The following is a 21,060-nucleotide window of genomic DNA, read 5'->3' as shown; positions in this document are numbered from 1 at the left end:
CATAGCCCTATAGCCCACCCTCGCGCTGGCTAGAAGGAACCAACGCAGCTTTCCTCTGCGTCGGCCGTTCGGCGCAGGCCAACCCGACACGAAGGGCCAGCCCGGCGACTCCTCGGACATAGTCCGAAGAGCGCGGACGACCGCCCTTCGCGCCGCCCGCTGCCCCCGGTTGAAGGCGACCGATGCCCATAACGCTTCCCTCCATCGCCCTGCTTTTCCTTGCTGCTATCCTCTCCGCGCTGCTGATCCGCCGCATGATCGCCGTGGCCGTCCTCGACACGCCGGTCCATCGCAGCGCGCATACGCAGCCGACGCCCAAGGGCGGCGGCGTCGGCGTAATCGGCGCGTTCCTTCTCGTGCTTCCGCCACTGCGCGCGACGCTCGGACTGCCCGCGTTTACAACGCCCGTCGGCGTCCTGTGGGTCGCTGTCGCAGCGCTGGCGATCGTGTCGTGGATTGACGACGTGAAACAGTGGTCGCCATGGGTGAAGCTCGGGGCGCAGATTGGCGCAGCAATGCTGGTCGCAGCCTGGGCTCCACCTTTTCCCGGACCTCTTGGCCTGTGGATCGGCGGCGCCATCGCCCTGTCTTGGCTGCTGTTCGTGACCAACGCCGTGAATTTCATGGATGGGCTGAACGGGCTGGTCTCAGGCGTTCTGTGCCTGTCCTTCGCCTGTCTCGCATTGCTTCCGTCACCCACCGCAGCTTCCGACCTGCGCGCGGAGTCGGCGTTACTCGCCTGCACGCTGCTGGCCTTCATGCCATTTAACTTTCCCCGCGCGCGCATTTTCATGGGCGACGTGGGTAGCCAGAGCTGCGGGCTGCTGGTCGGCGCAGCCGCGCTCTCAGGCGTTCGTCCCGACGCAAGCGGCCTCTTCGATCCCTCGACGGCGATCGAGGTTCTCTGCCTTACCGCCGGGCTGCTTTACGATGTGGGTATCACGCTCTGTCGCCGTGCTCGCGCCGGAGAGCGCCTGCTTGAGGCTCACCGTGGCCACCTGTATCAAGTGGCCTATCGCGTCGGCATGCCGCGCACGACGGTGGCGCTGATCCATTGGGGCTTTGTGTTGTGGGGCGCGACATGGTTTACGCTGCTGCGCCCATCGCTGATTACGACGTGCGTCACTACAGGCAGCACAACCGTAGAGGAAGGCGGCCACCTCAGCGCCCTGCTGTTGCTTCTGGCGCTGATCGCCCTGCCGCAACTCATCTGGACGGGCGTGGTCGTATCTCTGGAACGCCGTCGGCCGGTCGGCCGCTGGTGACGCCGCAAGCGGCGCCACGGGGCGGAAAAGCTCCGCCCGGACAGCGTCGTCTTACTGCTTGAGAGTGAAGGTGATGCCGCTGGCGGCGGCGGCCAGACGGGCGCCTTTGGAAGCCATCTCGATCTTGATGCGCACGCCGTTCTTGTTTTCAAGAACCTTGCCGCCGATGCCCTCGCCCAGCGTCGCTTCACCAGCCGCAGCGGCGTATGTTCCCGCGAAATCTTCGGCGCGGTGCAGGTTGTAAACCGTACCCTTGCCGGTCGCCTCGGAATAACCAACGGCCGCAATCGTGCCGCCCGTCACCGAGAAATGATATTTTTTGTGGTTATAGGTCAGAGTCGCGTCGCCCCAAGTGTAACCAACGCCAATATCCGCCGACTTGGCTGTAAGAACCACCGTGGCGGTCGGCGACCCCAGAGCATCGCCCGCCGCTACTGACGGCGTGGCGATGGTCGCGAGAGAAAGAGCCGCCACAGCGGCGATCGGTGCAAAACGCATGATGGTCTTCCTTTTTAAATCTTGCCGACGCTGTTCCCGTCTGTGCGAAAACACATCGAAGCACGGCTGAGAGCGCACCCGCGCCCAGCTTCAGCGCACATCATATTTCAACGTTCTCACCGGCCCATGGTTTGCGGCGACGAAGCGTTTCACAACAGAGCGCTGGTTTGAAAAAACGCTTTCTCTGCCTGCAGGCACGCAACGAACCCGCCCCGAAGCATATTCTGACGCTCCTCATGAGAGGTTTGCAGAAAATGTGACGATGCGCCTCCGCCAATGCGTGTCCGCATACCGTTCTGTGCGCCCGCAAGACGTCAAAAGAAAGGCGCCCATGCGTTTTGCGAACCATGCTCCGTTGTACGAAGCTGACAGCCCCGGGACGAAAGTCCTGCATTCCCCTGATGACCGATACGCGAAACCGGTTCACGGACGCTGCTGTTCCGTGGTCCGCAAGAGTTTGGTTTATTTCCCGGATTTCAGCGGAATGAATAGCGCGCCTGCCTCAGTATTCTCTGATCGGTAAAATCAAAAAGACCGCTCCCGCGTGATGGCGCAAGAAAGTTTGGATTACCCCCCCTTCGAACACACACCTCTCTTCAGGCAATCGATTGGCGCGCATCGACGCCAAAAGAAAAGCCGCGTCCCTGAGGGACGCGGCTTTTGAATATTCGCTCGAACAACGCTGCTCAAAACTGCAGGACCGCCACTCCGTCGGAAAAATCTCCAAACGGGAAGGACGCGTCCCGAGCGCGATCAGGCTGCGCGGGCGCGGACCGTCTTCTCTTCGACAGCCTTCTTCGGCGTGGCGGACTCGCCCATGATCGAACGAATTTCGCGCAGGTAAGCGGCGCCCTTCAGCGTGCGCTGCACCAGCACAGAGCGGCGGTCGAGCGGATCAACCTTGCGGCGGGCCAGATCCAGCTCGCCGAGACGATCGAGCGCGCGAGTGATCGCAGGCTTCGAAACATTCAGCTCTGCGGCGAGACCGCGCACCGTGTGTCCTTCTTCCTGCAGGTAGCAGGTAAGGAACACGGCGAGCTGACGCGCCGAAAGATCGGGGCCGTCACGACGAACGAGGGATACGATCGTCTCGCGCAGCGTGGTGACGAGGGCGTCGGCGGCGGCGTTGTTCTGAGCCTTGGCGCCCTTGATGGAGGCGGTTTTGGTCTGAGCCATGATAGTAAACTCCTTAACTCTTTCGGGCCGGGAGTCGTTATCCCGGTCAGGCCGGTCGGGACCGGCGCTTCACATGCGACGTCATATAGAACGTCTCTGGCGAAAATAAACCGCACCTGAATAAATAGTTCTTCATGGGAATCATTATTCTCACGAATGTAATATATCGTTCAGGTTCAGCAACGTCGGCAACGCGGCGAAAATCGCACGTAACCCCATGATTTCGCCGCCTTCCGGACGCCCGGGGCGCGAACTGTCGTTCCATGCGTAGCTATCAATATGTGCCCAACACACAGCTGGGTCGACAAAACGTTCAAGAAACAAAGCCGCGGTTATTGCCCCCGCGAAAGGCTTGGATGAGACATTGTTAATATTTGCGACCGGGCTGCGCAGCCAATCACGGTATCCATCCCATAGCGGGAGGCGCCACAACGGGTCGTATACCGCACGACCGGCTTTCAGAAGCGCCTCAGCCGCTCCGTCGTCGTTGCTCAGCAATGCTGGCAGATCGGGTCCCAAAGCGACCCGCGCCGCTCCCGTCAACGTGGCCACGTCCAGCAGCAAGGCGGGCTTCGCCTCGCAGGCTTCGCTCAGCAGGTCGGCCATGACCAGACGCCCCTCTGCGTCGGTGTTCCCGATCTCGACCGTCAGCCCGTTACGCGCCTCTACGACATCCAGCGGGCGCATGGCTGAACCGGACACCGAATTCTCGACGCACGCGAACCGAGCCTCCAGCCGGATCGGCAGATCGCGCGCCATGATAAGGCGGGCCAGCGCCAGCACCGTCGCAGCGCCGCCCATGTCCTTCTTCATTCGCAACATGCCCGCCGACGGCTTGATATCGTTGCCGCCGGTGTCGAAACACACGCCCTTGCCGACAAGCGACAGCAGCGGCGCGTCAGCCGCCGCGCCAGACCCGCTCCATGACGCAACGACCACCCGCGGTTTGCGTGCGGATCCGGCTCCAACATGCGCGACCAGCGGATATTCCTTCGCCAGCGCCTCACCCTTCACGACCTTCGTCTTCGCGCCGAATGGCGAGAGCGCACCGACGACAGCCTTCGCCAGTTCGGCCGGCCCCAGAAGATTCGCCGGCAGGTTGATCAGGTCCCGCCCCAGCCAGATCGATCTGGCCGTCTCCAGCGCCTCGGCGTCAGGACTCTCCTCCACCAGGGTCGCCACCGTCGGCTTGCTTCCGTCCCTCAGCGAGAACCGGTAGGCGCCGAGCGCGAAACCCAGCGTCACCGTCGAGCGGTCGATGTCGGACGGGAGGTCGAGTCGCCACGCGCCTTTCGGCAGCGCGCCAGACAATGCGCCAAAAACCATCGGGTCCGACACGCCCTCGGGCAGCAACCCCAGCAACGCCGAAACCCCGCCTCTCCCGTCCGGCACGATCACAAGTTCGCCGGGACGCGCGGTGAACCCCACAGCGGTCGCGAATCCGGCGCCCGCTTCTCCAACGACACGCGTCAGCGTCTTCACGTCGCTCCTGCGGAGTCCGTGAACGACGCGCGACGCCTTCCGCCGCGCCGTCGTGACGCATTCAATCTCCCTTACGGTCATAGCCTTCCCGCGCTCCAAATATCCGGTCTGTATCCGGCACGCTGCCTCGGTCGGGCTGTCCACGCAATGCGTCGGCGCGCCTACGGACGACCGGCGATGTGCGAGAAGCAGAAAGGACGCTTGCAATTCGTGAAAACCAGTCCACCATGGCGATATGACAGGGTCGCATGGCGGACGGGTTCCGGGCCTGACGGCGCGGATCTCAGAAAACGGTTCCCCCCCGGCGCGTAACGGCGCCGCATCCCCTGCCTTCGCCGCACGCATGGCGTCGCGACAGTCCGACTACGCTGGTCCACCTCCTCCTCACGCAATCCTCGGGCCAACGAACACCGGCAAGACGCATTACGCCATCGAACGCATGCTGGCTCATCCGTCCGGCGTCATCGGCTTCCCACTGCGTCTTCTCGCTCGCGAAAACTACGACCGCATGGTCGCCGCCAAAGGGGCCGCGCGCGTGGGCCTCATCACCGGCGAGGAGAAAATCGTCCCTCCCGGAGCGCGCTGGTTCTCCTGCACGGTCGAGGCGATGCCAACGGACCGCAGCGTCTCCTTTCTGGCTGTGGACGAAATCCAGCTCTGCGGAGACCCCGAGCGCGGGCACGTCTTCACCTCGCGCTTGCTGCATGCGCGCGGGCGGGACGAGACGCTCTTCCTCGGCTCAGAAACCATCGCGCCTCTGCTGCGCCAGCTTGTGCCGGACGCAACCATAGAAACGCGCCCCCGCCTGTCGGCGCTGACCGCGACGGGCGCGACGCGACTGGAAAAGCTGCCGCCTCGCACCGCGATCGTCGCATTCTCCGCCGCCGAGATTTACGCCATCGCCGAACTGATCCGCAGCAGACGGGGAGGATGCGCCGTCGTCATGGGGCAGATGTCACCCCGCACGCGCAACGCGCAGGTGGCGCTGTATCAGGACCGGGAGGTCGATTACCTCGTCGCCACGGACGCGATCGGCATGGGGCTGAACATGGATATCGGCCATGTCGCTTTTGCCGGATTGTCCAAGTTCGACGGCCTGCGTCGACGCAATCTCCTCGCGCCGGAAGTCGCACAGATCGCCGGACGCGCCGGACGTGGCGCGCGCGACGGCACGTTCGGGACCACCGGACAATGCCCCGCCATTCCCGACGCAATCATCGAAAGCGTCGAGACGCACCGCTTCGATCCGCTGCAACGCCTCTACTGGCGCAACATCGATCTGGATTTCGGTTCGCCTGGCGCCCTGCTGCGCAGCCTGTCCCGCCCGTCGCCCGCACGAGGCCTGCAAGCGAGTCCGCAGACCAGCGACGCCCTGACGCTGGCGGCGCTGGCGGCGGACCCCGAGATCGCAGCGTCGGCAGCGACGGGCGGCAGAACGCGACTGCTGTGGGACGTGTGCCAGATCCCCGACTTTCGCAAACTCGGCGAGCAGAATCACACGCAGCTCTGCGCCCGGATCTACGATCGTCTGGCGTCCGGCAAGCGGCTGCCGGGCAGCCTTCTTGAAGAACAACTCGCACGGCTGAACAACATCGAGGGCGACGTCGACACGCTGATGCAGCGCCTGGCGGGCATCCGCATCTGGTCGTATGTCGCAACCCGCGAGACATGGGTCTCCCACGCCCCGCTCTGGCAGGAGCGAACGCGCGCCGTCGAGGACGCCGTATCGGACGCACTGCACGAGCGGCTGACCGCCCGCTTCGTCGATCGGCGCGCGGCGCATCTGATACGCCTGCTGGACGGCGATGACCGGACGCCCCTGTTGTCCGCCGTTCGTAAAGACGGAGAGGTGGTCGTCGAAGGCCACGCCGTGGGACGCATCCACGGCTTCGAACTTCACCTCGACAAGAACTTGCCGGAGACCGACCGCGCCACGCTGGGCCGAGCTGCGCGTCGGGCGATGCGAACCGAACTGCCAGCCCGGGTCGCCGCCTGCTGCAACGCCCCCGATTCCTCTTTTTCGTTGGACGAACAGCGCGGCGAGATTCTGTGGGACGGAGCGGTCATCGTTCGCCTGCGCTCCGGTCGCGACCCATTGCATCCCGCGCTAGAGACGCGTGGAGACGGGCTGCTCGACAGCCAGCAAAAAGACCGGATCAAAACGCGCGCCGGGGCTTTCCTTCACGCGCACATCGAGCGGGACCTCGCTCCGCTGTTCCGCGCGACCGACGCTGCAGCGTCCGATCCGACCATGAGGGGCGTCGTCCATCAGTTGACCGAAGGTCTCGGACAGGCTCGACCGACGCAACCGCTGCGCCAACGCGGCCGCTTGTCCCGCCTGGGGATAGCGGCGCTGGAAGGAGCGGGCTCGCTCGATGCGCTCTATCTCCCGCAATTGCTCAAGCCACGCCGCATGCGGTTGCGCGCCCTTTTGCTGGCGATCCACGACAATGCGCCGCCGCCGGAACTCCCCCCCGACAGCGCCGTAGTCGTCCCGGCCAACCAGTTTCCGCACCGGCTGCTGACGAAACTTGGGTGGCCCGAATTGGGACCGGTGCGCATGCGGCTGGACGCAGCGCAGCGTCTTGCAAATCGTCTTGCAGCGCTGACCCAGGACGGCCCAGTCGCAGCCCCCGCCAATATCCTTCAGGTTTCAGGACTCAGGCGTGAATGTCTGGGAGATGCGTTGCTGGCCATCGGTTTCAAAATCGCGCCGCCGCCGCCATTGCCTGCAGGGATGTTCGGGCCCTCTCCGGCGCTGATTCTCTCTCGCCGAAAGCAGCCCCGCCGGGTGGAGCCGAAGCGCGCGTCCGCCCGGCCGAACGCAGTGAAAGACGGTCCATTCGCCGCGCTTTCGAGTCTGCTTGGGGCAGGAAGCGGCCTTTAACGCAGCGCTCATTTGCGTCGTAATCCGTTCGGAATGCGTCCGCCCGGGCCGGCCCTTGCGCCGGTTGGTCCGGAGGCGCCCAAAACGCGGGCTTGCCTCGCAGCCAAAACCCTCGCATATCAACCCGTCCTGAGAAATGGGAGCCGTCCACGCGACCGCCCCGCGACACCAAAGTCGGCGATGCGCCGACCTTCTGACGATCGGAGAGAGCGATGACCTACGTGGTCACTGAAAACTGCATTCGCTGCAAGTTCATGGATTGCGTGGAAGTCTGCCCGGTGGACTGCTTCTACGCCGGTGAGAATTTCCTGGTCATCAACCCGGACGAATGCATCGATTGCGGCGTGTGCGAACCGGAATGCCCGGCTGAAGCCATCTTCCCGGACAGCGATGACCGCGCCGCCGCCTGGGCCGAGATCAACGCCAGCTACTCGACGCAATGGCCAAACATCACCCGCAAGGGCGCCCAGCCCGCCGACGCGGAGGAGTGGAAAGACAAGCCGAACAAGAAAGAGCTTTTGTCATCTGCGCCCCACAAAGACTGACGCCACTATAGGCCAGCATATGTCCCCTCATGGACACACGCTGGCCTCTTTATCTTTGATCAACGCTCCCCGGTTTGTCGCTGCGTCTGGCGTCAGACGCGCAGAACTTAACCCGGACCTCCAATCGAGCGGCATTTAAAAAGCAGGCTCATTATAGTTTGCAGGCGTCTGGCGGAGACATTCACCGCCATGTTGCGCGTCAGGCAGCATCACGATCCGCAGGCAAATGGGCCGTGACACTTTACAGCGAACGGCCTTAAGTCAGTCGCACCCAAATTCCCAAAGCGATAACCCATTATTCTGAGTATGCGACCTAAGTCGCGTGCATCAGTATCCCGTCTTCGTAAGCCGCCCCCACTCGTACGCGGGAACGCATCCTTGGGCGCTAGATAGCCCTCACAGGATGATTGTCGCCCCGGCCTACGCTGCTGCTTCCATCAACAAAAAAGGCCTCGCACGTGAACCGCGCGAGGCCTTTTTTCAAACCGGAAGCCGGCGACCAAAGGCCGCCGACGGAGGCCGGAATTACCGCGACATCATATGAGCCGAGGTATTGGTCATGATGAAGGCCGTACCCACGATGAAAATCGCGACGACCATCACCGTGAAGAGGAACACGTTGTTGTTCCACCGGTTCTCGGCCGTCGTGTTCATGTGCAGGAAGTAGATCAGGTGGACGACCACCTGAACCGCCGCCAGAACCGAGATCGCCGTCAGAGCGCCAGTCGGAGACAGGGCGCCGCTGGTGGCCACCATGAAGGCCGCGACCGTAAGAACGACCGCGAGAACGAACCCGATAACATATGAGCGCACGCTGCCGTGGCTCGCGTCGTCATGACCGCTGTGATGCGTGCTCATCAGATCATGCTCCCCAGATAGACGAACGAGAACACGCAGATCCAGACGATGTCGAGGAAGTGCCAGAACAGGCTCAGCATGGTGAGCTTGTTCATCATCCGCTCCGAAATCTCCGTCACGCGCGAAAGCTGAACAACCAAGGTCAGGATCCAGATCAGACCGCAGCTCACGTGCAGACCATGGGTCGAGACCAGCGTGAAGAAAGCGGACAGGAACGCGCTGCGATCCGGGCCCGCGCCCTCACCGATCAGATGTGCGAACTCGTTGATTTCAAGACCGACGAAGCCCAGGCCAAGCAGGAACGTGATGGCCAGCCACAGCTGAACGGATCTGATCGCGCCCTTGTGGGCGGCGATCATTCCGAAGCCGTAGGTGATGCTCGATACGAGCAGCAGCGCCGTCTCCATCGCGAGGCCGGAGATCTCGAAGAGCTCCTTCCCCGTCGGGCCGCCAGCGTACTGGTTGCGGAAAGTCGCAAACACAGCAAACAGCGTACCGAAGATGATGCAGTCGGTCATCAGATACACCCAGAACCCGAACACCGTCGGCGGAGCGTGGTGTTCGTGATCCGAATGCGCGTCGTGAAAAGTAGTATCGTGCGCCATTACTCAGCCGCCTGTACCATGAGTTTGCGGGAGTGCTCGTTCTCGATCCGGGCGACTTCTTCAGCGGGGATGTAGTAGTCCACGTCCTGATTTGCGCTGCGGATGATCACTGTCGCGAAAACCCCGATCAGCCCGATCGCAGCCAGCCACCAGATGTACCAGATAGCTGCGAAACCAAGCACCAGACTGAACGCGCCGACCATGAAGCCTGCAGCCGTGTTCTTGGGCATGTGGATCGGAGCATACGGGCCGCCTGCGCCGCGCGTGTCGATGCCGTTCTCTTTGTCGTGCATGAACGCGTCCAGATCATGGACATGCGGCGTGATCGCAAAGTTGTAGATCGGCGGAGGCGAAGACGTCGACCACTCGAGCGAGCGAGCGTTCCACGGATCGCCCGTGACGTCGACGTTCTGCGGCAGGTTGCGGTCGCGGATGGAGACGTAGAGCTGGATGACCTGACAGGCGATGCCGCAGAACACCAGAACCGCGCCAACTTCGGCGATCAGCAGCCAAGGGTGCCAGGCCGGGTTGTCGTAGTGGTTCAGACGACGGGTCATGCCGTCGAAGCCCAGCACGTAGAGCGGCATGAACGCCACGTAGAAACCGACGAACCAGAACCAGAACGCGGCCTTGCCCCAGGCTTCGTTGAGCTTGAAGCCCAGCGCTTTCGGGAACCAGTAGTTCATGCCGCAGACATACCCGAAATACACGCCGCCGATGATGACGTTGTGGAAGTGGGCGATCAGGAACAGGGAGTTGTGGAGAACGAAGTCGGCGGCGGGGATCGCCATCATCACGCCGGTCATGCCGCCGATGGTGAAGGTGATCATGAAGCCGACTGCCCAGTACATGGTGGCGTGGAACTCCACGCGGCCCTTGTACATCGTGAACAGCCAGTTGAAGAGCTTAACGCCAGTCGGGATCGAGATGATCATCGTGGCGATGCCGAAAAACGCATTGACGTCGGCGCCGGCGCCCATGGTGAAGAAGTGATGCAGCCAGACCAGGAACGACAGCACCATGATGGCGCAGGTCGCGTAGACCATGGTCGCGTAACCGAACAGCGGCTTGCGGGAGAACGTGGGCACGACTTCCGAGAACACGCCGAAGGCGGGCAGGATCAGGATGTAAACTTCAGGATGGCCCCAGGTCCAGATAAGGCTGAGGTAGAGCATCTGATTTCCGCCACCGTCGTTGGTGAAGAAATGCATGCCCAGATAACGATCAAGACCAAGCATACCCAGAACAACTGTCAGAACCGGGAACGCGACCATGATGAGAACGCACGCGCAGAATGCGGTCCAGGTGAACACCGGAACCTTCATCCAGGTCATGCCCGGAGCGCGCATCTTGACGATGGTGACGAAGAAGTTGACGCCCGTCAACAGAGTGCCGACGCCCGAAAGCTGAACCGCCCAGATATAGTAATCAACGCCGACGCCGGGGCTGAACTGCGTCTCCGACAGAGGCGGATACGCCAGCCAGCCGCACTGCGAGAATTCGCCAATGAACAGCGAGACGTTGATCAGGATAAAGGCGATCGCCGTCATCCAGAAGCTCAGGTTGTTCAGGAACGGGAAGGCCACGTCGCGCGCGCCGATCTGAAGCGGCACCACGAGGTTGAACAGGCCCGTCATGAACGCCATGGCCAGGAAGAAGATCATGATCGTTCCGTGAGCGGAGAAGATCTGATCGTAATGGTGCGGCGGCAGGTAACCCGGATTTCCAGCATACGCGAGAGCGAGCTGGGTACGCATCATGATGGCGTCGGCGAAACCACGTGCGAGCGCGACAAGCGCGAGCACGATGTACATGACCGCAAGGCGTTTATGATCGACAGAGGTGAACCACTCTTTCCAGAGATAGCCCCACTTGCCGTAATAGGTGATGAGCGCGAGCACGGCGATGCCGATGACCGCAACGCCCGCAAACGTGCCTACAAGAATCGGCACATCCACGGGGATGTCCGCGAACGATAATCTCCCTAGCATGAATCCTACTCCTTCATATTCATGTCGGACATCGCGGACTGCACGCGGATCATCTTGCCCGTGTTCTTGTCCATGACCATGCCGTTATTATATTTCGCGACGATGCCGTCGAAGAGGCTCGGCGCTACATGCGAATAGTATTTCACCGGATCGGCTTCGCTCGGGGCGGCCAGCTTTCCGTAGGTCTCGTTATCGAGCTGATCGGAAGAGGAACGCACCTTCTCAACCCATGAAGCGTACTGATCAGCCGGCATGGCGAGCGTACGGAACTTCATGTCGGAGAACCCGCGACCGCTGTAGTTCGCGGACTCGCCAGCGTAATCGCCAGGCTCGGACGCCAGCAGATGCAGTTGCGTCTGCATGCCCGCCATCGCGTAGATCATCGAACCAAGGCGCGGAATGAAGAACGAATTCATCACGGAATCAGAGGTGATGACGAAGTCCACCGGCGTGCCGACCGGGATCGCCAGCTGGTTGACCGTCGCGATTCCCTCGTCGGGGTAGATGAACAGCCATTTCCAGTCGAGCGCGACAACTTCGACGTGCAGCGGCTTGGCGTTCGCTTCGTTGTCCAGCGGACGATACGGGTCCAGCGAGTGGCAGGTCTGGTAGGTGATCACCGCCAGAAAAAGAATGATGATGCTGGGCACGCCCCAGATCACCACTTCGATCTTGTTCGAATGGGACCACTTCGGGAGGTACTCGGCGCTCGTATTCGACGCCCTGTATTTCCATGCGAAGTAGCACGCCAAAATGATTGTCGGGACAACCACAAGCAGCATGGCGACCGTTGATTCAACGATCAGAAACTTCAGCTGCTCTCCTACCGGGCCCTTGGGATCCAACACATCCAGGTTGCATCCCGCCAGCAGCAGCACTGAAGCCAGACCGCCCAGCCGGGCTGGCCCCTTCAGGTACCTATTTATCATCGTACGCCCCTCGGTTCTGACATACCTACAAGCCTTCAAAAAACAGACGCCGGGCCGCGACGCCGCAGTCCATCGTCTCGGACACTAGAGTCCGCCCCAACAGGCGGATCGCATTGCCTTACGGCGAATCAATAATCCCTCAAGCTTGGCATCACAATCCGTCCAGCACGCGAGGAATTTCCACGCCTCCCCTTATCCGACCGAGAAGGTTTACGGGACAAGTGTTCACGGATTATTTCAATATATTTCAATTTCAGCGAATATTCGGCTAGCGCAGCCAAAATCTAGGCTTTTTCTGGGCTAAAGCTTTCACATGTTTGCCAGCACCGAGCCGCCTCGCCGCGAATAAGAGATATTTTAATACCACCCAGACGCTTTACGCGACGCAGACACGCTAATTCGGCAGGCGTTTCGTCATTCGCGAGCCAAAATCCGGACACAAAAAAACCCGGCCGCCGAGGCGACCGGGTCAGGCGGTTCGGGACTCGCAACGCGACTCTAGTTGTCGCTGGTGCTCCGGACCCCCATGAACTGAAGCAGAAACTGAAACAGGTTGATGAAGTTCAGGTAGAGGTTCAACGCGTCGTAAACGCTGCGCTTCGCCGCCTGATCCGGACCTTCGTAATAGGCGAATTGCGGATAGGTCACCTTGATGCGTTGCGTGTCGAACGCAGTCAGGCCGGTGAAGAGCAGCACGCCCACCACACTATATACAAAGTACACCGCAGGGCTGTGCAGGAACATGTTGACGAGACCCGCGATCACCAGACCGAACAGCCCCATCATGAAGAACGATTGAAACCGCATCAGATTGGCGTTCGTCGAATACGCCCAGAGCGACGTCGCGCCGAACGTGATCGCCGTCACCAGAAACACGCGGGTTACGGACACGCCGGTGTAAACGAGGAAGATGTTCGAGAGGCTCGCGCCCATCACGGCGCAGAACAGCCAGAACAGCGTCTGCACGGCCTGCCTTGAGAGGCGGTTGACCCCGAAAGACATGACCAGCACGAAACCGAGCGGAGCGATCATCGCCAGCAAGCCAAGGCCGGTCGGATGAATCGAGAAATCCTCGGAGCGGCGGAAGAAAAGGGCCTGTGCGCTCGTATTGGCGATTCCGTAAGCGACCAGCGCCGTCAAAAGAAGCCCGGACGCCATCCAGTTGTAAACGCGAAGCATATAGGCGCGCAGACCGGCATCGACGACGGCGGACTGCACCCCAGATGCAGATGGCGACGAACGAAAGTCGCGAGTGAACGACATAATTACCTCTCTCCCTTCCGGCCAGGCCGGACGACAACTGAATATATTTGGCGACAGGTCGCCAATTCAAGTCCTGCCTAATTAGCAGACACTCGCAGACGAACCATAATTAAAGGTGAGTCATCCCCTCTCCCCCAAATTCCGGCGCCATTCGGCAGGAATCGCCGTAACGCATGCACGACAGAGTCCCACTCGCGATGAGGCCTCCTCTCCGGACATCCCGACGCCCCTGCCGCGTGTGTCGCACGCCGCCGGAAGCATAACAGAATGGTCACCTTTCCGTGAGCACCCCTCCCATGACCGCGACGACAAAGAGATGCAGGCCGAACAACCAACCGCATGCCAGCACCCCCAAATTGATGTTCCATGGCGGCAGATACCGCCCGGAACAGCGATGGCGCGACGCGTCTATTTTCCTACACCACGCGAAATAACGCCACATATGACGCAGTTCGCCGGAAGGGACGCGTCCATTCACTCAGGATCCGATGTTGTGAAAAAACGATCACTAGGGTGGCGTCCGCGCCTGTTAGCCTGACCAAACGTCCTGCGATGCTCACTCTTTACGCATAAGCGTACCCAAAGATGACACGATTGACATGATCACGTCATCTAGGCTGACTGCCGCGAACACCAAATTCGCACTGCTTTCGCGGCTTTGGCCCAAATCGATGATCTGTCGAGGACGATACAATATGATTCGCCCTTTCTCCTCCCGGAGGAGCCCGCTGCTCGGCGTGCTCGCCGCAGGCACCTTTCTCGCCGCGGCTTTCTGCAACCCCGTAGCGTCGGCCCGCGCCGATGATGGACAAGGCGCCACTGGCGAAGCCATCATCCACGCTGACGACCACCCGGAAAACTGGCTGACCTACGGTCGCACCTATTCCGAGCAGCGCTACAGCCCGCTGGATCAGATCAACCGCTCCAACGTCGGCGATCTGAAGCTGGCGTGGTTCTACGATCTCGACACCAACCGCGGCCAGGAGGGCACCCCCCTCGTCGTTGACGGCGTTCTGTACGCGACGACCAACTGGTCCAAGATCAAGGCCCTGAAGGCCGATACCGGACAGCTTCTGTGGGATTACGACCCGAAGGTTCCGGGTAACGTCGCCGACCGCGGCTGCTGCGACACCGTCAACCGCGGCCTCGCCTACTGGAACGGCAAGGTTTATTTCGGCACGTTCGACGGACGCCTGATCGCGCTCGACGCGAAGACCGGCAAGCTGGTCTGGAGCACGTACACGATCCCCAAGGACGCCTCCCTCGGGCAGCAGCGCTCCTACACCGTTGACGGCGCTCCGCGCATCGCCAAGGGCCGCGTCCTGATCGGCAACGGCGGCGCGGAATTCGGCGCCCGCGGCTTCATCTCGGCCTTCGACGCCGAGACCGGCAAGCTCGACTGGCGCTTCTACACCGTGCCGAACAACAAGAACGAACCGGACCACGCTGCGTCCGACAGCGTTCTGATGAACAAGGCCTACAAGACCTGGAGCCCGACGGGCGCCTGGACGAAGCAGGGCGGCGGCGGCACCGTATGGGATTCGCTCGTTTATGACCCCGTGACCGATCTGGTCTACATCGCGGTCGGCAACGGCTCTCCCTGGAACTACAAGTACCGCACCGACGGCAAGGGCAACAACCTGTTCCTCGGCAGCATTGTCGCGGTCAAGCCTGAGACCGGCGAGTACGTCTGGCACTTCCAGGAAACCCCGATGGACCAGTGGGATTACACCTCGGTCCAGCAGATCATGACCCTCGATCTGCCGATCAACGGCGAAACCCGTCACGTGATCGTCCATGCCCCGAAGAACGGCTTCTTCTACGTCATCGACGCGAAGACCGGTCAGTTCATCTCGGGCAACAACTACGTCTACCAGAACTGGGCGCTCGGCCTGGATCCGAAGACCGGTCGTCCGATCTACAACCCGGACGCCCTGTGGACGCTGAACGGCAAGGAATGGTACGCCATCCCGGGCGATCTTGGCGGCCACAACTTCGCAGCCATGGCCTACAGCCCGAAGACCAACCTGGTCTACATCCCGGCGCAGCAGGTTCCGTTCCTCTACAAGAGCCAGGTTGGCGGCTTCAAGGCGCACCCGGACTCCTGGAACCTCGGCATCGACATGGGCAAGGCCGGCCTGCCGGACACCCCCGAAGCCAAAGCGGCGTTCATCAAGGACCTGAAGGGCTGGATCGTGGCCTGGGATCCGGTGAAGCAGCAGGCGGCTTGGAAGATCGACCACAAGGGCCCGTGGAACGGCGGCATCGTGGCCACCGGCGGCGACCTGCTCTTCCAGGGCCTCGCGAACGGCGAGTTCCACGCCTACGACGCGACCAACGGTCAGGATCTGTTCCACTTCGACGCACAGAGCGGCATCATCGCGCCGCCGGTGACCTACCTCGCCAACGGCAAGCAGTATGTCGCGGTTGAAGTGGGCTGGGGCGGCATCTATCCGTTCTTCCTCGGCGGCGTGGCCCGCACCTCGGGCTGGACGGTCAACCACTCCCGCGTGGTCGCATTCTCGCTCGACGGCAAGGCGAAGCTGCCTCCGCAGAACGACATGGGCTTCCTGCCCGTGAAGCCGCCTGAGAAGTATGACGAGAAGGTCACGGACAAGGGCTACTTCGAGTACCAGACCTATTGCGCCGCCTGCCATGGCGACAACGCAGAAGGCGCTGGCGTTCTACCGGATCTGCGCTGGTCGGGCGCAATCCGTCATAAGGACGGCTTCTACAACGTCGTCGGCCGCGGCGCGCTGACCGCCTACGGTATGGACCGCTTCGACGCTTCGATGTCCCCGGATCAGATCGAGAGCATCCGTCAGTTCATCATCAAGCGCGGCAACGACACGTATCAGCGCGAAGTCGACGCCCGTAAAAACGACAAGACGATCCCCGATGCCGCGTCACTGGGCATAACCCAGTGACCTGCCACTTCCCGATGGTGACCTCATTCGACAAAACAGCGACGCGGTGGTGATAGCGATGATTAAGGGATTTAAGGCCGCGCTCGGCGCGGCGGTGGTCGGACTTCTGGCAGGGACGGCGCTCGACGCCGCCCCGGCCGTAGCGCAAACCACCGACAGCGATCTGGTCGCCAAGGGCGCCTATGTCGCCCGTCTGGGCGACTGCGTGGCCTGTCATACGGGCCTGCACGGCAGCGTTTACGCTGGCGGACTTGAGATCAAGACGCCGATTGGCGCGATCTATTCGACCAATATTACGCCGGATCCGACGGTCGGCATCGGCACTTACACGCTGCAGGACTTCGACAACGCTGTCCGTCGCGGCGTGCGCAAGGACGGATCGCCGCTGTATCCGGCCATGCCGTATCCTTCATTCGCCAGAATGACGGATGACGACATCAAGGCGCTGTACGCCTACTTCATGCACGGCGTGAAGCCGGTCGCGCAGCAGAACCGTCCGGTCGACATCACCTGGCCGCTGTCGATGCGCTGGCCGCTCGGCATCTGGGCGAAGCTCTTCGCTCCGGCGCCGAAGGCGTTCACGCCTGCTCCGGGCACCGACCCGGTCATCGCGCGCGGCGAATACATCGTAACCGGCCCCGGCCATTGCGGCGCGTGCCATACGCCCCGTGGTTTCTCCATGCAGGAGAAGGCTTACGACGCAACTGGCGGCGCGGACTTCCTCGCCGGCGGCGCGCCGATCGACAACTGGATCGCCCCAAGCCTGCGTAACGACCCGGTTCTGGGTCTCGGCCGCTGGTCTGAAGACGATCTGGTGCAGTTCCTGCGTTCGGGCCGCATCGACCACTCCGCCGTCTTTGGCGGCATGGCTGACGTCGTCGCCTGGAGTTCGCAGTATTTCACCGACGACGATCTGAAGGCGATCGCGAAGTATCTGAAGAGCCTGCCGCCGGTTCCGCCTGCGCGTGGCGACTACACCTACGACGCGTCCACCGCTCAGATGCTCGATTCCGGCAAGACTGCTGGCGTCCCTGGCGCAGATATCTATCTGAACCAGTGCGCGATCTGTCACCGGAATGATGGCGGCGGCGTCGCCCGCATGTTCCCGCCGCTGGCCGGAAACCCGGTCGTCGTGACCGACAACCCGACCTCGCTGGCTCATGTCGTTGTGTCTGGCGGCGTGCTGCCTCCGACCAACTGGGCGCCGTCGGCGGTCGCGATGCCTGGCTACCAGAAGATCCTCAACGATCAGCAGATTGCTGACGTTGTGAACTTCATCCGTGGCGCATGGGGCAACAAGGCTCCGGCCAACGTCACCGCTGCGGACATCCAGAAGCTTCGCACCAAGGGCACCCCGATCAGCGCTCGCGCCTGGGACGCAGGAACGTCAACGAACTCGACCTGGGGCTTCTTCGCGCCGCAGCCTTATGGCGCAGGGTGGACTTTCTCTCCGTCGACCCACACCGGTGTCGACGCCGCCCAGTAAGTCTGGACGGAGCTGTTCCCGCTTCGGCGGGAACGATCAAAGGCCACGGAGCGATCCGTGGCCTTTTTTGTCGATAAACACTACTCGCTGACGGCCAGTATCACCTTGGCCAACTCGTCGTTCGCCATTGCGATCTCCTGCTTGCGCTTCCTGGCGAACTCGCCCGCCTCAACGTTTCTACGGCGCTGCAGTACCTAACTACCTAGGGCAACAAGCCACACATTTGTGCCCGGCTCGCCAGAGCAACTGCAAATACGGCCTCTCAACGTGGCACATTCGTAAAGCAGAGAAATAAACGTAAGCTTCCCCCATACGCATTACCCCAGCGGCTTTTGGAAAGTTAGCAAAGTTTGACACCCGGCAAGATAAGTATGAAAAAGTTTAGCTTGAAACCAAATAGAAACCCGTAAAAGCCATTTACGATAGAAAATGCTCCATCGGAGGGAATTAGAGAATTCATGGTTTTCTTTGATTTCTTAAGAAAAATAGACAGAGAAAATTTATTTTTTTGATACTAAGGGATTTATATTTGATTTTATCTGTAATTTTGTCTATTTATACGAATTTTCTACTTATTGGATTCTTTCTTGATATTGTATGCTTTGTATCAGCATTTATTATAGCAGTCAGGCGCGGAAATTTTTTCGAAAATTGGTGAAACTCCCTCATTCTCGTTTTATGCGGCGCCACATGCATTTACGGGATATACGTTTTCATTGAGATTCAGCGCCTGAAACTGCGTTCATAATACACTAAATTGGCAGATGACCTGATTATAGATTACGAAAATCCATTGCTTAAAGCCGATAGAAGCCAACCACTGCATTCCGTCTAAACCTGTCACCGGAACGACGGCAGAGGCATGTTCCCACCGTTGGCCGGAAACTCGGTCGTCGCCACCGACAATCCCGCGGTCGTCGGCTCATGCCGTGATGCCTGCCGTGGTGTTCCTCTGACCAATTGGGCGCCATCGGCGCTCACCTCTGGGGCGCAGGAGCGCCAACGAACTCGATCTCGGGCTTCTTCGCCCCGCGGCCATACGGCGCAGGATGGATCTATCCGCAGCCCCCACCGGTGTAGACGCCGCCCAGCAAGTCGGGACGGATATGTCCCTGTTTCTTCAGCGGGAAACGGCCAAAGACCATGGAGCGATCCATGGCCTTTTTCTCAAGAAGCACCACGCTGGCGGCCTGTGTCAGGTTGGCCGCTCTGCGGTTCATTCTGCTTGCGCGATGTTGTCCACGTTCATCAGGACGCTTTTAAGAACCTGACACCTTCTCTTATCCCAATGTAATCATTGAGGAAAATATTTATTTCGCTGAGACAGAGACGAGTCAGTTGATTGATATTTTTTGATACGTTGTCTTTTTATTGAAACTTTATGGTGTTTGTGCCGTGATGACCGTGGGCGAATTAACGCCCTTCCAGGATTCGAAAAGGAATCGTCATGCGTGAACTTACAACAATAGAATTAGATGCAGTGTCCGGTGGTTTCGGACTTCTTGGCGGCGTCGCTTACGCCGTTAATGGAGTCCTCGCTGGCGTCGGCCTTGTCGTCAGTGGAATCCTCGGCGGTGTCGGCACCGCCGTCAGTGGCATTCTTGGCGGTGTCAGTTCAATCCTGACCGGCGGTTCCCCTTACCAGTCATTCACCTACGGTTATCCCTCACGCCACTAATTGAAACCGAAATTACTCTAACCGATCGTAGAAAATCGGAACGAAGGGCGCTCCAATATACTTTGGGGCGCTTTTCTTTAAAGGAAAGCTTCTCAACGCCTCGACTATCTTCAGTAAGACGGCCTACGAAATGATCGTCACGGCAACCACTGCCTTTAAAATCTTATGACACAAAAAGTATTGTCCGCACATATTCTTTGGAATGTGTTTACTGTGTAGAAATTCTATCGGAAATTACTGCACGCAGCATTTCATGGCGCCTCCAAGGGCTTACCACCAAAAGGAACCGGCCGTCCTCCGGCAACGGCTCTGTCGCCCTGAACTCTGCCCGTCAAGCGAAGTACGCTCCTACCCCGTCAGGCAATATTCGCGTTCGCCCAGCCGTGACCGCGTCATGAACACACTACCTCTGCAGAACGCCCCGCCTGCAGAAGTCGGGAAAGCAGTTGAGGGTGTAAATCGGCCCGGCCAACCACCCGCAACCGCCTTTTACAGTTCAACCGGCGCTGGCCGTTCCATCCGCCCTGATAAGCGTGCCGGACCCGGATTTGGTGAACAGTTCAAGCAGACACGCATGAGGCACGCGTCCATCAAGAATAACTGCGGCCTTGGCGCCTGCCTGCACCGCCTGAAGACAAGTCTCGACTTTGGGGATCATGCCGCCAGAGATCATACCCGAAGCGATGCCCCGTCTGGCCTCTTCAGCAGTCAGTTCGGGAATGAGCTTGCCGTCGCCATCCAGGACGCCCGGAACATCCGTCAGCATCAGCATACGCGTCGCATGCACTGCGCCCGCGATGGCGCCTGCGGCAGTATCAGCGTTGATGTTGTAGGTCTCTCCGTTCTCCCCTGCGGCGATCGGCGCCACGACCGGGATAAGTCCCGAACCTGACAACGCATAAAGCACCTGTGGGTCCACCCGATGTGGCTCTCCCACGAAGCCGAGATCGAGAACCTGCTCGATGCCGCTGACCGGATCGCGAACCGCACGCAGAAGCTTGCGCGCCTTGATAAGACCGCCATCCTTTCCCGATATGCCTACGGCCAATGCGCCGGCGCGATTTATCAGGTTGGCGACTTCCTTGTTGACCGAACCGCACAGAACCATCTCGATCACGTCGATCATGGAACTGTCCGTCACCCGAAGCCCGTCCACAAAGGACGACTTGAGTTGCAGCCGCTCCAGCATGCGGTTGATCTGGGGGCCACCGCCATGCACGACAATCGGATTGATGCCGACCAATTTCAGCAGGGCGATGTCGCTGCCGAAATCCTTCGACAGAGTGGCGTCCCCCATAGCGTGACCGCCGTATTTCACAACAATGGTGTCTCCGGCGTAACGACGGAGGAAAGGCAGCGCGCTGGCGAGGGTGGCGGCCTGCTGTAACGCGTCGACCACGCCGGGCGTATCGTCAGTCATCAAAAGTCCATCCAGGCTAGACCCGCGTCCGATCGGGCGCGATCGGCAGC

Annotated in this window: 16 protein-coding genes; 6 read left to right on the top strand and 10 right to left on the bottom strand. The window is 60.6% G+C overall.

Translation table 11 applies throughout. The features are described from left to right. Positions 1-182: 182 nt before the first annotated feature. Positions 183-1,265, top strand: coding sequence for a glycosyltransferase family 4 protein (locus J2D73_RS01230; protein ID WP_207878584.1), 1,083 nt, complete (start codon positions 183-185; stop codon positions 1,263-1,265). A 51-nt stretch (positions 1,266-1,316) separates the two neighbouring features. On the opposite strand, the gene J2D73_RS01225 is transcribed toward J2D73_RS01230, so the two are convergent. The 3 genes from J2D73_RS01225 to J2D73_RS01215 all read right to left on the bottom strand — a co-directional run bounded on the left by J2D73_RS01225 (position 1,317) and on the right by J2D73_RS01215 (position 4,502). Then, positions 1,317-1,763 (bottom strand): hypothetical protein, encoded by a 447-nt coding sequence (locus tag J2D73_RS01225; protein ID WP_086643454.1) that lies wholly within the window; start codon positions 1,761-1,763, stop codon positions 1,317-1,319. A 753-nt stretch (positions 1,764-2,516) separates the two neighbouring features. Next, complete coding sequence (locus J2D73_RS01220; RefSeq protein WP_086643455.1) at positions 2,517-2,939, bottom strand: MarR family transcriptional regulator; 423 nt, start codon at positions 2,937-2,939, stop codon at positions 2,517-2,519. Between the two features lie 150 nt (positions 2,940-3,089). Next, positions 3,090-4,502: a leucyl aminopeptidase family protein gene (locus tag J2D73_RS01215; RefSeq protein ID WP_207878582.1), complete on the bottom strand. Its 1,413-nt coding sequence runs from the start codon at positions 4,500-4,502 to the stop codon at positions 3,090-3,092. 154 nt (positions 4,503-4,656) lie between these two features. On the opposite strand from J2D73_RS01215, the gene J2D73_RS01210 reads away from it, so the two are divergent. Both J2D73_RS01210 and fdxA read left to right on the top strand, forming a co-directional pair. Continuing rightward, positions 4,657-7,308: a helicase-related protein gene (locus J2D73_RS01210; RefSeq protein ID WP_243429517.1), complete on the top strand. Its 2,652-nt coding sequence runs from the start codon at positions 4,657-4,659 to the stop codon at positions 7,306-7,308. Positions 7,309-7,520: 212 nt separating this feature from the next. Further along, positions 7,521-7,853 carry a ferredoxin FdxA gene (gene fdxA / locus J2D73_RS01205; protein WP_026396821.1) on the top strand — a complete coding sequence of 111 codons (333 nt, stop codon included), beginning with the start codon at positions 7,521-7,523 and terminating at the stop codon, positions 7,851-7,853. Between the two features lie 525 nt (positions 7,854-8,378). Here the strand turns inward: fdxA and cyoD are convergent. The 5 genes from cyoD to J2D73_RS01180 all read right to left on the bottom strand — a co-directional run bounded on the left by cyoD (position 8,379) and on the right by J2D73_RS01180 (position 13,499). Next, positions 8,379-8,711: a cytochrome o ubiquinol oxidase subunit IV gene (cyoD, locus tag J2D73_RS01200; protein WP_026396822.1), complete on the bottom strand. Its 333-nt coding sequence runs from the start codon at positions 8,709-8,711 to the stop codon at positions 8,379-8,381. Then, positions 8,711-9,316, bottom strand: a complete 606-nt coding sequence (gene cyoC, locus J2D73_RS01195) for a cytochrome o ubiquinol oxidase subunit III (protein ID WP_207878580.1) — start codon at positions 9,314-9,316, stop codon at positions 8,711-8,713. The genes cyoD and cyoC overlap by 1 nt, the downstream gene beginning before the upstream one ends. Then, a complete protein-coding gene (cyoB, locus tag J2D73_RS01190; protein ID WP_207878578.1) occupies positions 9,316-11,307 on the bottom strand; it encodes a cytochrome o ubiquinol oxidase subunit I in 1,992 nt (663 codons plus the stop codon). Before cyoB ends, cyoC begins: the two co-directional genes overlap by 1 nt. Positions 11,308-11,312: 5 nt before the next feature. Then, complete coding sequence (cyoA, locus tag J2D73_RS01185) at positions 11,313-12,236, bottom strand: ubiquinol oxidase subunit II (protein WP_026396825.1); 924 nt, start codon at positions 12,234-12,236, stop codon at positions 11,313-11,315. A 498-nt stretch (positions 12,237-12,734) separates the two neighbouring features. Then, positions 12,735-13,499, bottom strand: coding sequence for a Bax inhibitor-1/YccA family protein (locus J2D73_RS01180; protein ID WP_207878576.1), 765 nt, complete (start codon positions 13,497-13,499; stop codon positions 12,735-12,737). Between the two features lie 695 nt (positions 13,500-14,194). On the opposite strand from J2D73_RS01180, the gene J2D73_RS01175 reads away from it, so the two are divergent. Both J2D73_RS01175 and J2D73_RS01170 read left to right on the top strand, forming a co-directional pair. Then, entirely contained in the window at positions 14,195-16,426 is a 2,232-nt protein-coding gene (locus J2D73_RS01175) for a PQQ-dependent dehydrogenase, methanol/ethanol family (RefSeq protein WP_026396827.1), read from the top strand. A 58-nt stretch (positions 16,427-16,484) separates the two neighbouring features. Further along, entirely contained in the window at positions 16,485-17,912 is a 1,428-nt protein-coding gene (locus J2D73_RS01170) for a c-type cytochrome (RefSeq protein WP_207878574.1), read from the top strand. A gap of 1,055 nt (positions 17,913-18,967) precedes the next feature. Here J2D73_RS01170 and J2D73_RS01165 read toward each other — a convergent pair. Beyond that, complete coding sequence (locus J2D73_RS01165; protein ID WP_207878572.1) at positions 18,968-19,132, bottom strand: hypothetical protein; 165 nt, start codon at positions 19,130-19,132, stop codon at positions 18,968-18,970. Positions 19,133-19,359: 227 nt separating this feature from the next. On the opposite strand from J2D73_RS01165, the gene J2D73_RS01160 reads away from it, so the two are divergent. Continuing rightward, entirely contained in the window at positions 19,360-19,590 is a 231-nt protein-coding gene (locus J2D73_RS01160; protein WP_207878570.1) for a hypothetical protein, read from the top strand. A gap of 496 nt (positions 19,591-20,086) precedes the next feature. Here J2D73_RS01160 and argB read toward each other — a convergent pair whose 3' ends face one another. Then, positions 20,087-21,010, bottom strand: a complete 924-nt coding sequence (gene argB / locus J2D73_RS01155) for an acetylglutamate kinase (protein WP_086644845.1) — start codon at positions 21,008-21,010, stop codon at positions 20,087-20,089. Between the last annotated feature and the right edge of the window lie 50 nt (positions 21,011-21,060).

The organism is Acetobacter sacchari (genome assembly GCF_017377715.1).
GTDB classification, from domain to species: Bacteria; Pseudomonadota; Alphaproteobacteria; order Acetobacterales; family Acetobacteraceae; genus Acetobacter; species Acetobacter sacchari.
The sequence above is the reverse complement of the archived record's forward strand: the minus strand, read 5'-3'. Positions and strand labels throughout refer to the sequence as shown.

Excerpts from the sequence above, each read along its gene's own strand:
- J2D73_RS01230 (WP_207878584.1), top strand. The coding sequence starts at position 183 with ATGCCCATAACGCTTCCCTCCATCGCCCTGCTTTTCCTTGCTGCTATC.
- J2D73_RS01225 (WP_086643454.1), bottom strand. The coding sequence starts at position 1,763 with ATGCGTTTTGCACCGATCGCCGCTGTGGCGGCTCTTTCTCTCGCGACC.
- J2D73_RS01220 (WP_086643455.1), bottom strand. The coding sequence starts at position 2,939 with ATGGCTCAGACCAAAACCGCCTCCATCAAGGGCGCCAAGGCTCAGAAC.
- J2D73_RS01215 (WP_207878582.1), bottom strand. The coding sequence starts at position 4,502 with ATGACCGTAAGGGAGATTGAATGCGTCACGACGGCGCGGCGGAAGGCG.
- J2D73_RS01210 (WP_243429517.1), top strand. The coding sequence starts at position 4,657 with ATGACAGGGTCGCATGGCGGACGGGTTCCGGGCCTGACGGCGCGGATC.
- fdxA (WP_026396821.1), top strand. The coding sequence starts at position 7,521 with ATGACCTACGTGGTCACTGAAAACTGCATTCGCTGCAAGTTCATGGAT.
- cyoD (WP_026396822.1), bottom strand. The coding sequence starts at position 8,711 with ATGAGCACGCATCACAGCGGTCATGACGACGCGAGCCACGGCAGCGTG.
- cyoC (WP_207878580.1), bottom strand. The coding sequence starts at position 9,316 with ATGGCGCACGATACTACTTTTCACGACGCGCATTCGGATCACGAACAC.
- cyoB (WP_207878578.1), bottom strand. The coding sequence starts at position 11,307 with ATGCTAGGGAGATTATCGTTCGCGGACATCCCCGTGGATGTGCCGATT.
- cyoA (WP_026396825.1), bottom strand. The coding sequence starts at position 12,236 with ATGATAAATAGGTACCTGAAGGGGCCAGCCCGGCTGGGCGGTCTGGCT.
- J2D73_RS01180 (WP_207878576.1), bottom strand. The coding sequence starts at position 13,499 with ATGTCGTTCACTCGCGACTTTCGTTCGTCGCCATCTGCATCTGGGGTG.
- J2D73_RS01175 (WP_026396827.1), top strand. The coding sequence starts at position 14,195 with ATGATTCGCCCTTTCTCCTCCCGGAGGAGCCCGCTGCTCGGCGTGCTC.
- J2D73_RS01170 (WP_207878574.1), top strand. The coding sequence starts at position 16,485 with ATGATTAAGGGATTTAAGGCCGCGCTCGGCGCGGCGGTGGTCGGACTT.
- J2D73_RS01165 (WP_207878572.1), bottom strand. The coding sequence starts at position 19,132 with ATGAACCGCAGAGCGGCCAACCTGACACAGGCCGCCAGCGTGGTGCTT.
- J2D73_RS01160 (WP_207878570.1), top strand. The coding sequence starts at position 19,360 with ATGCGTGAACTTACAACAATAGAATTAGATGCAGTGTCCGGTGGTTTC.
- argB (WP_086644845.1), bottom strand. The coding sequence starts at position 21,010 with ATGACTGACGATACGCCCGGCGTGGTCGACGCGTTACAGCAGGCCGCC.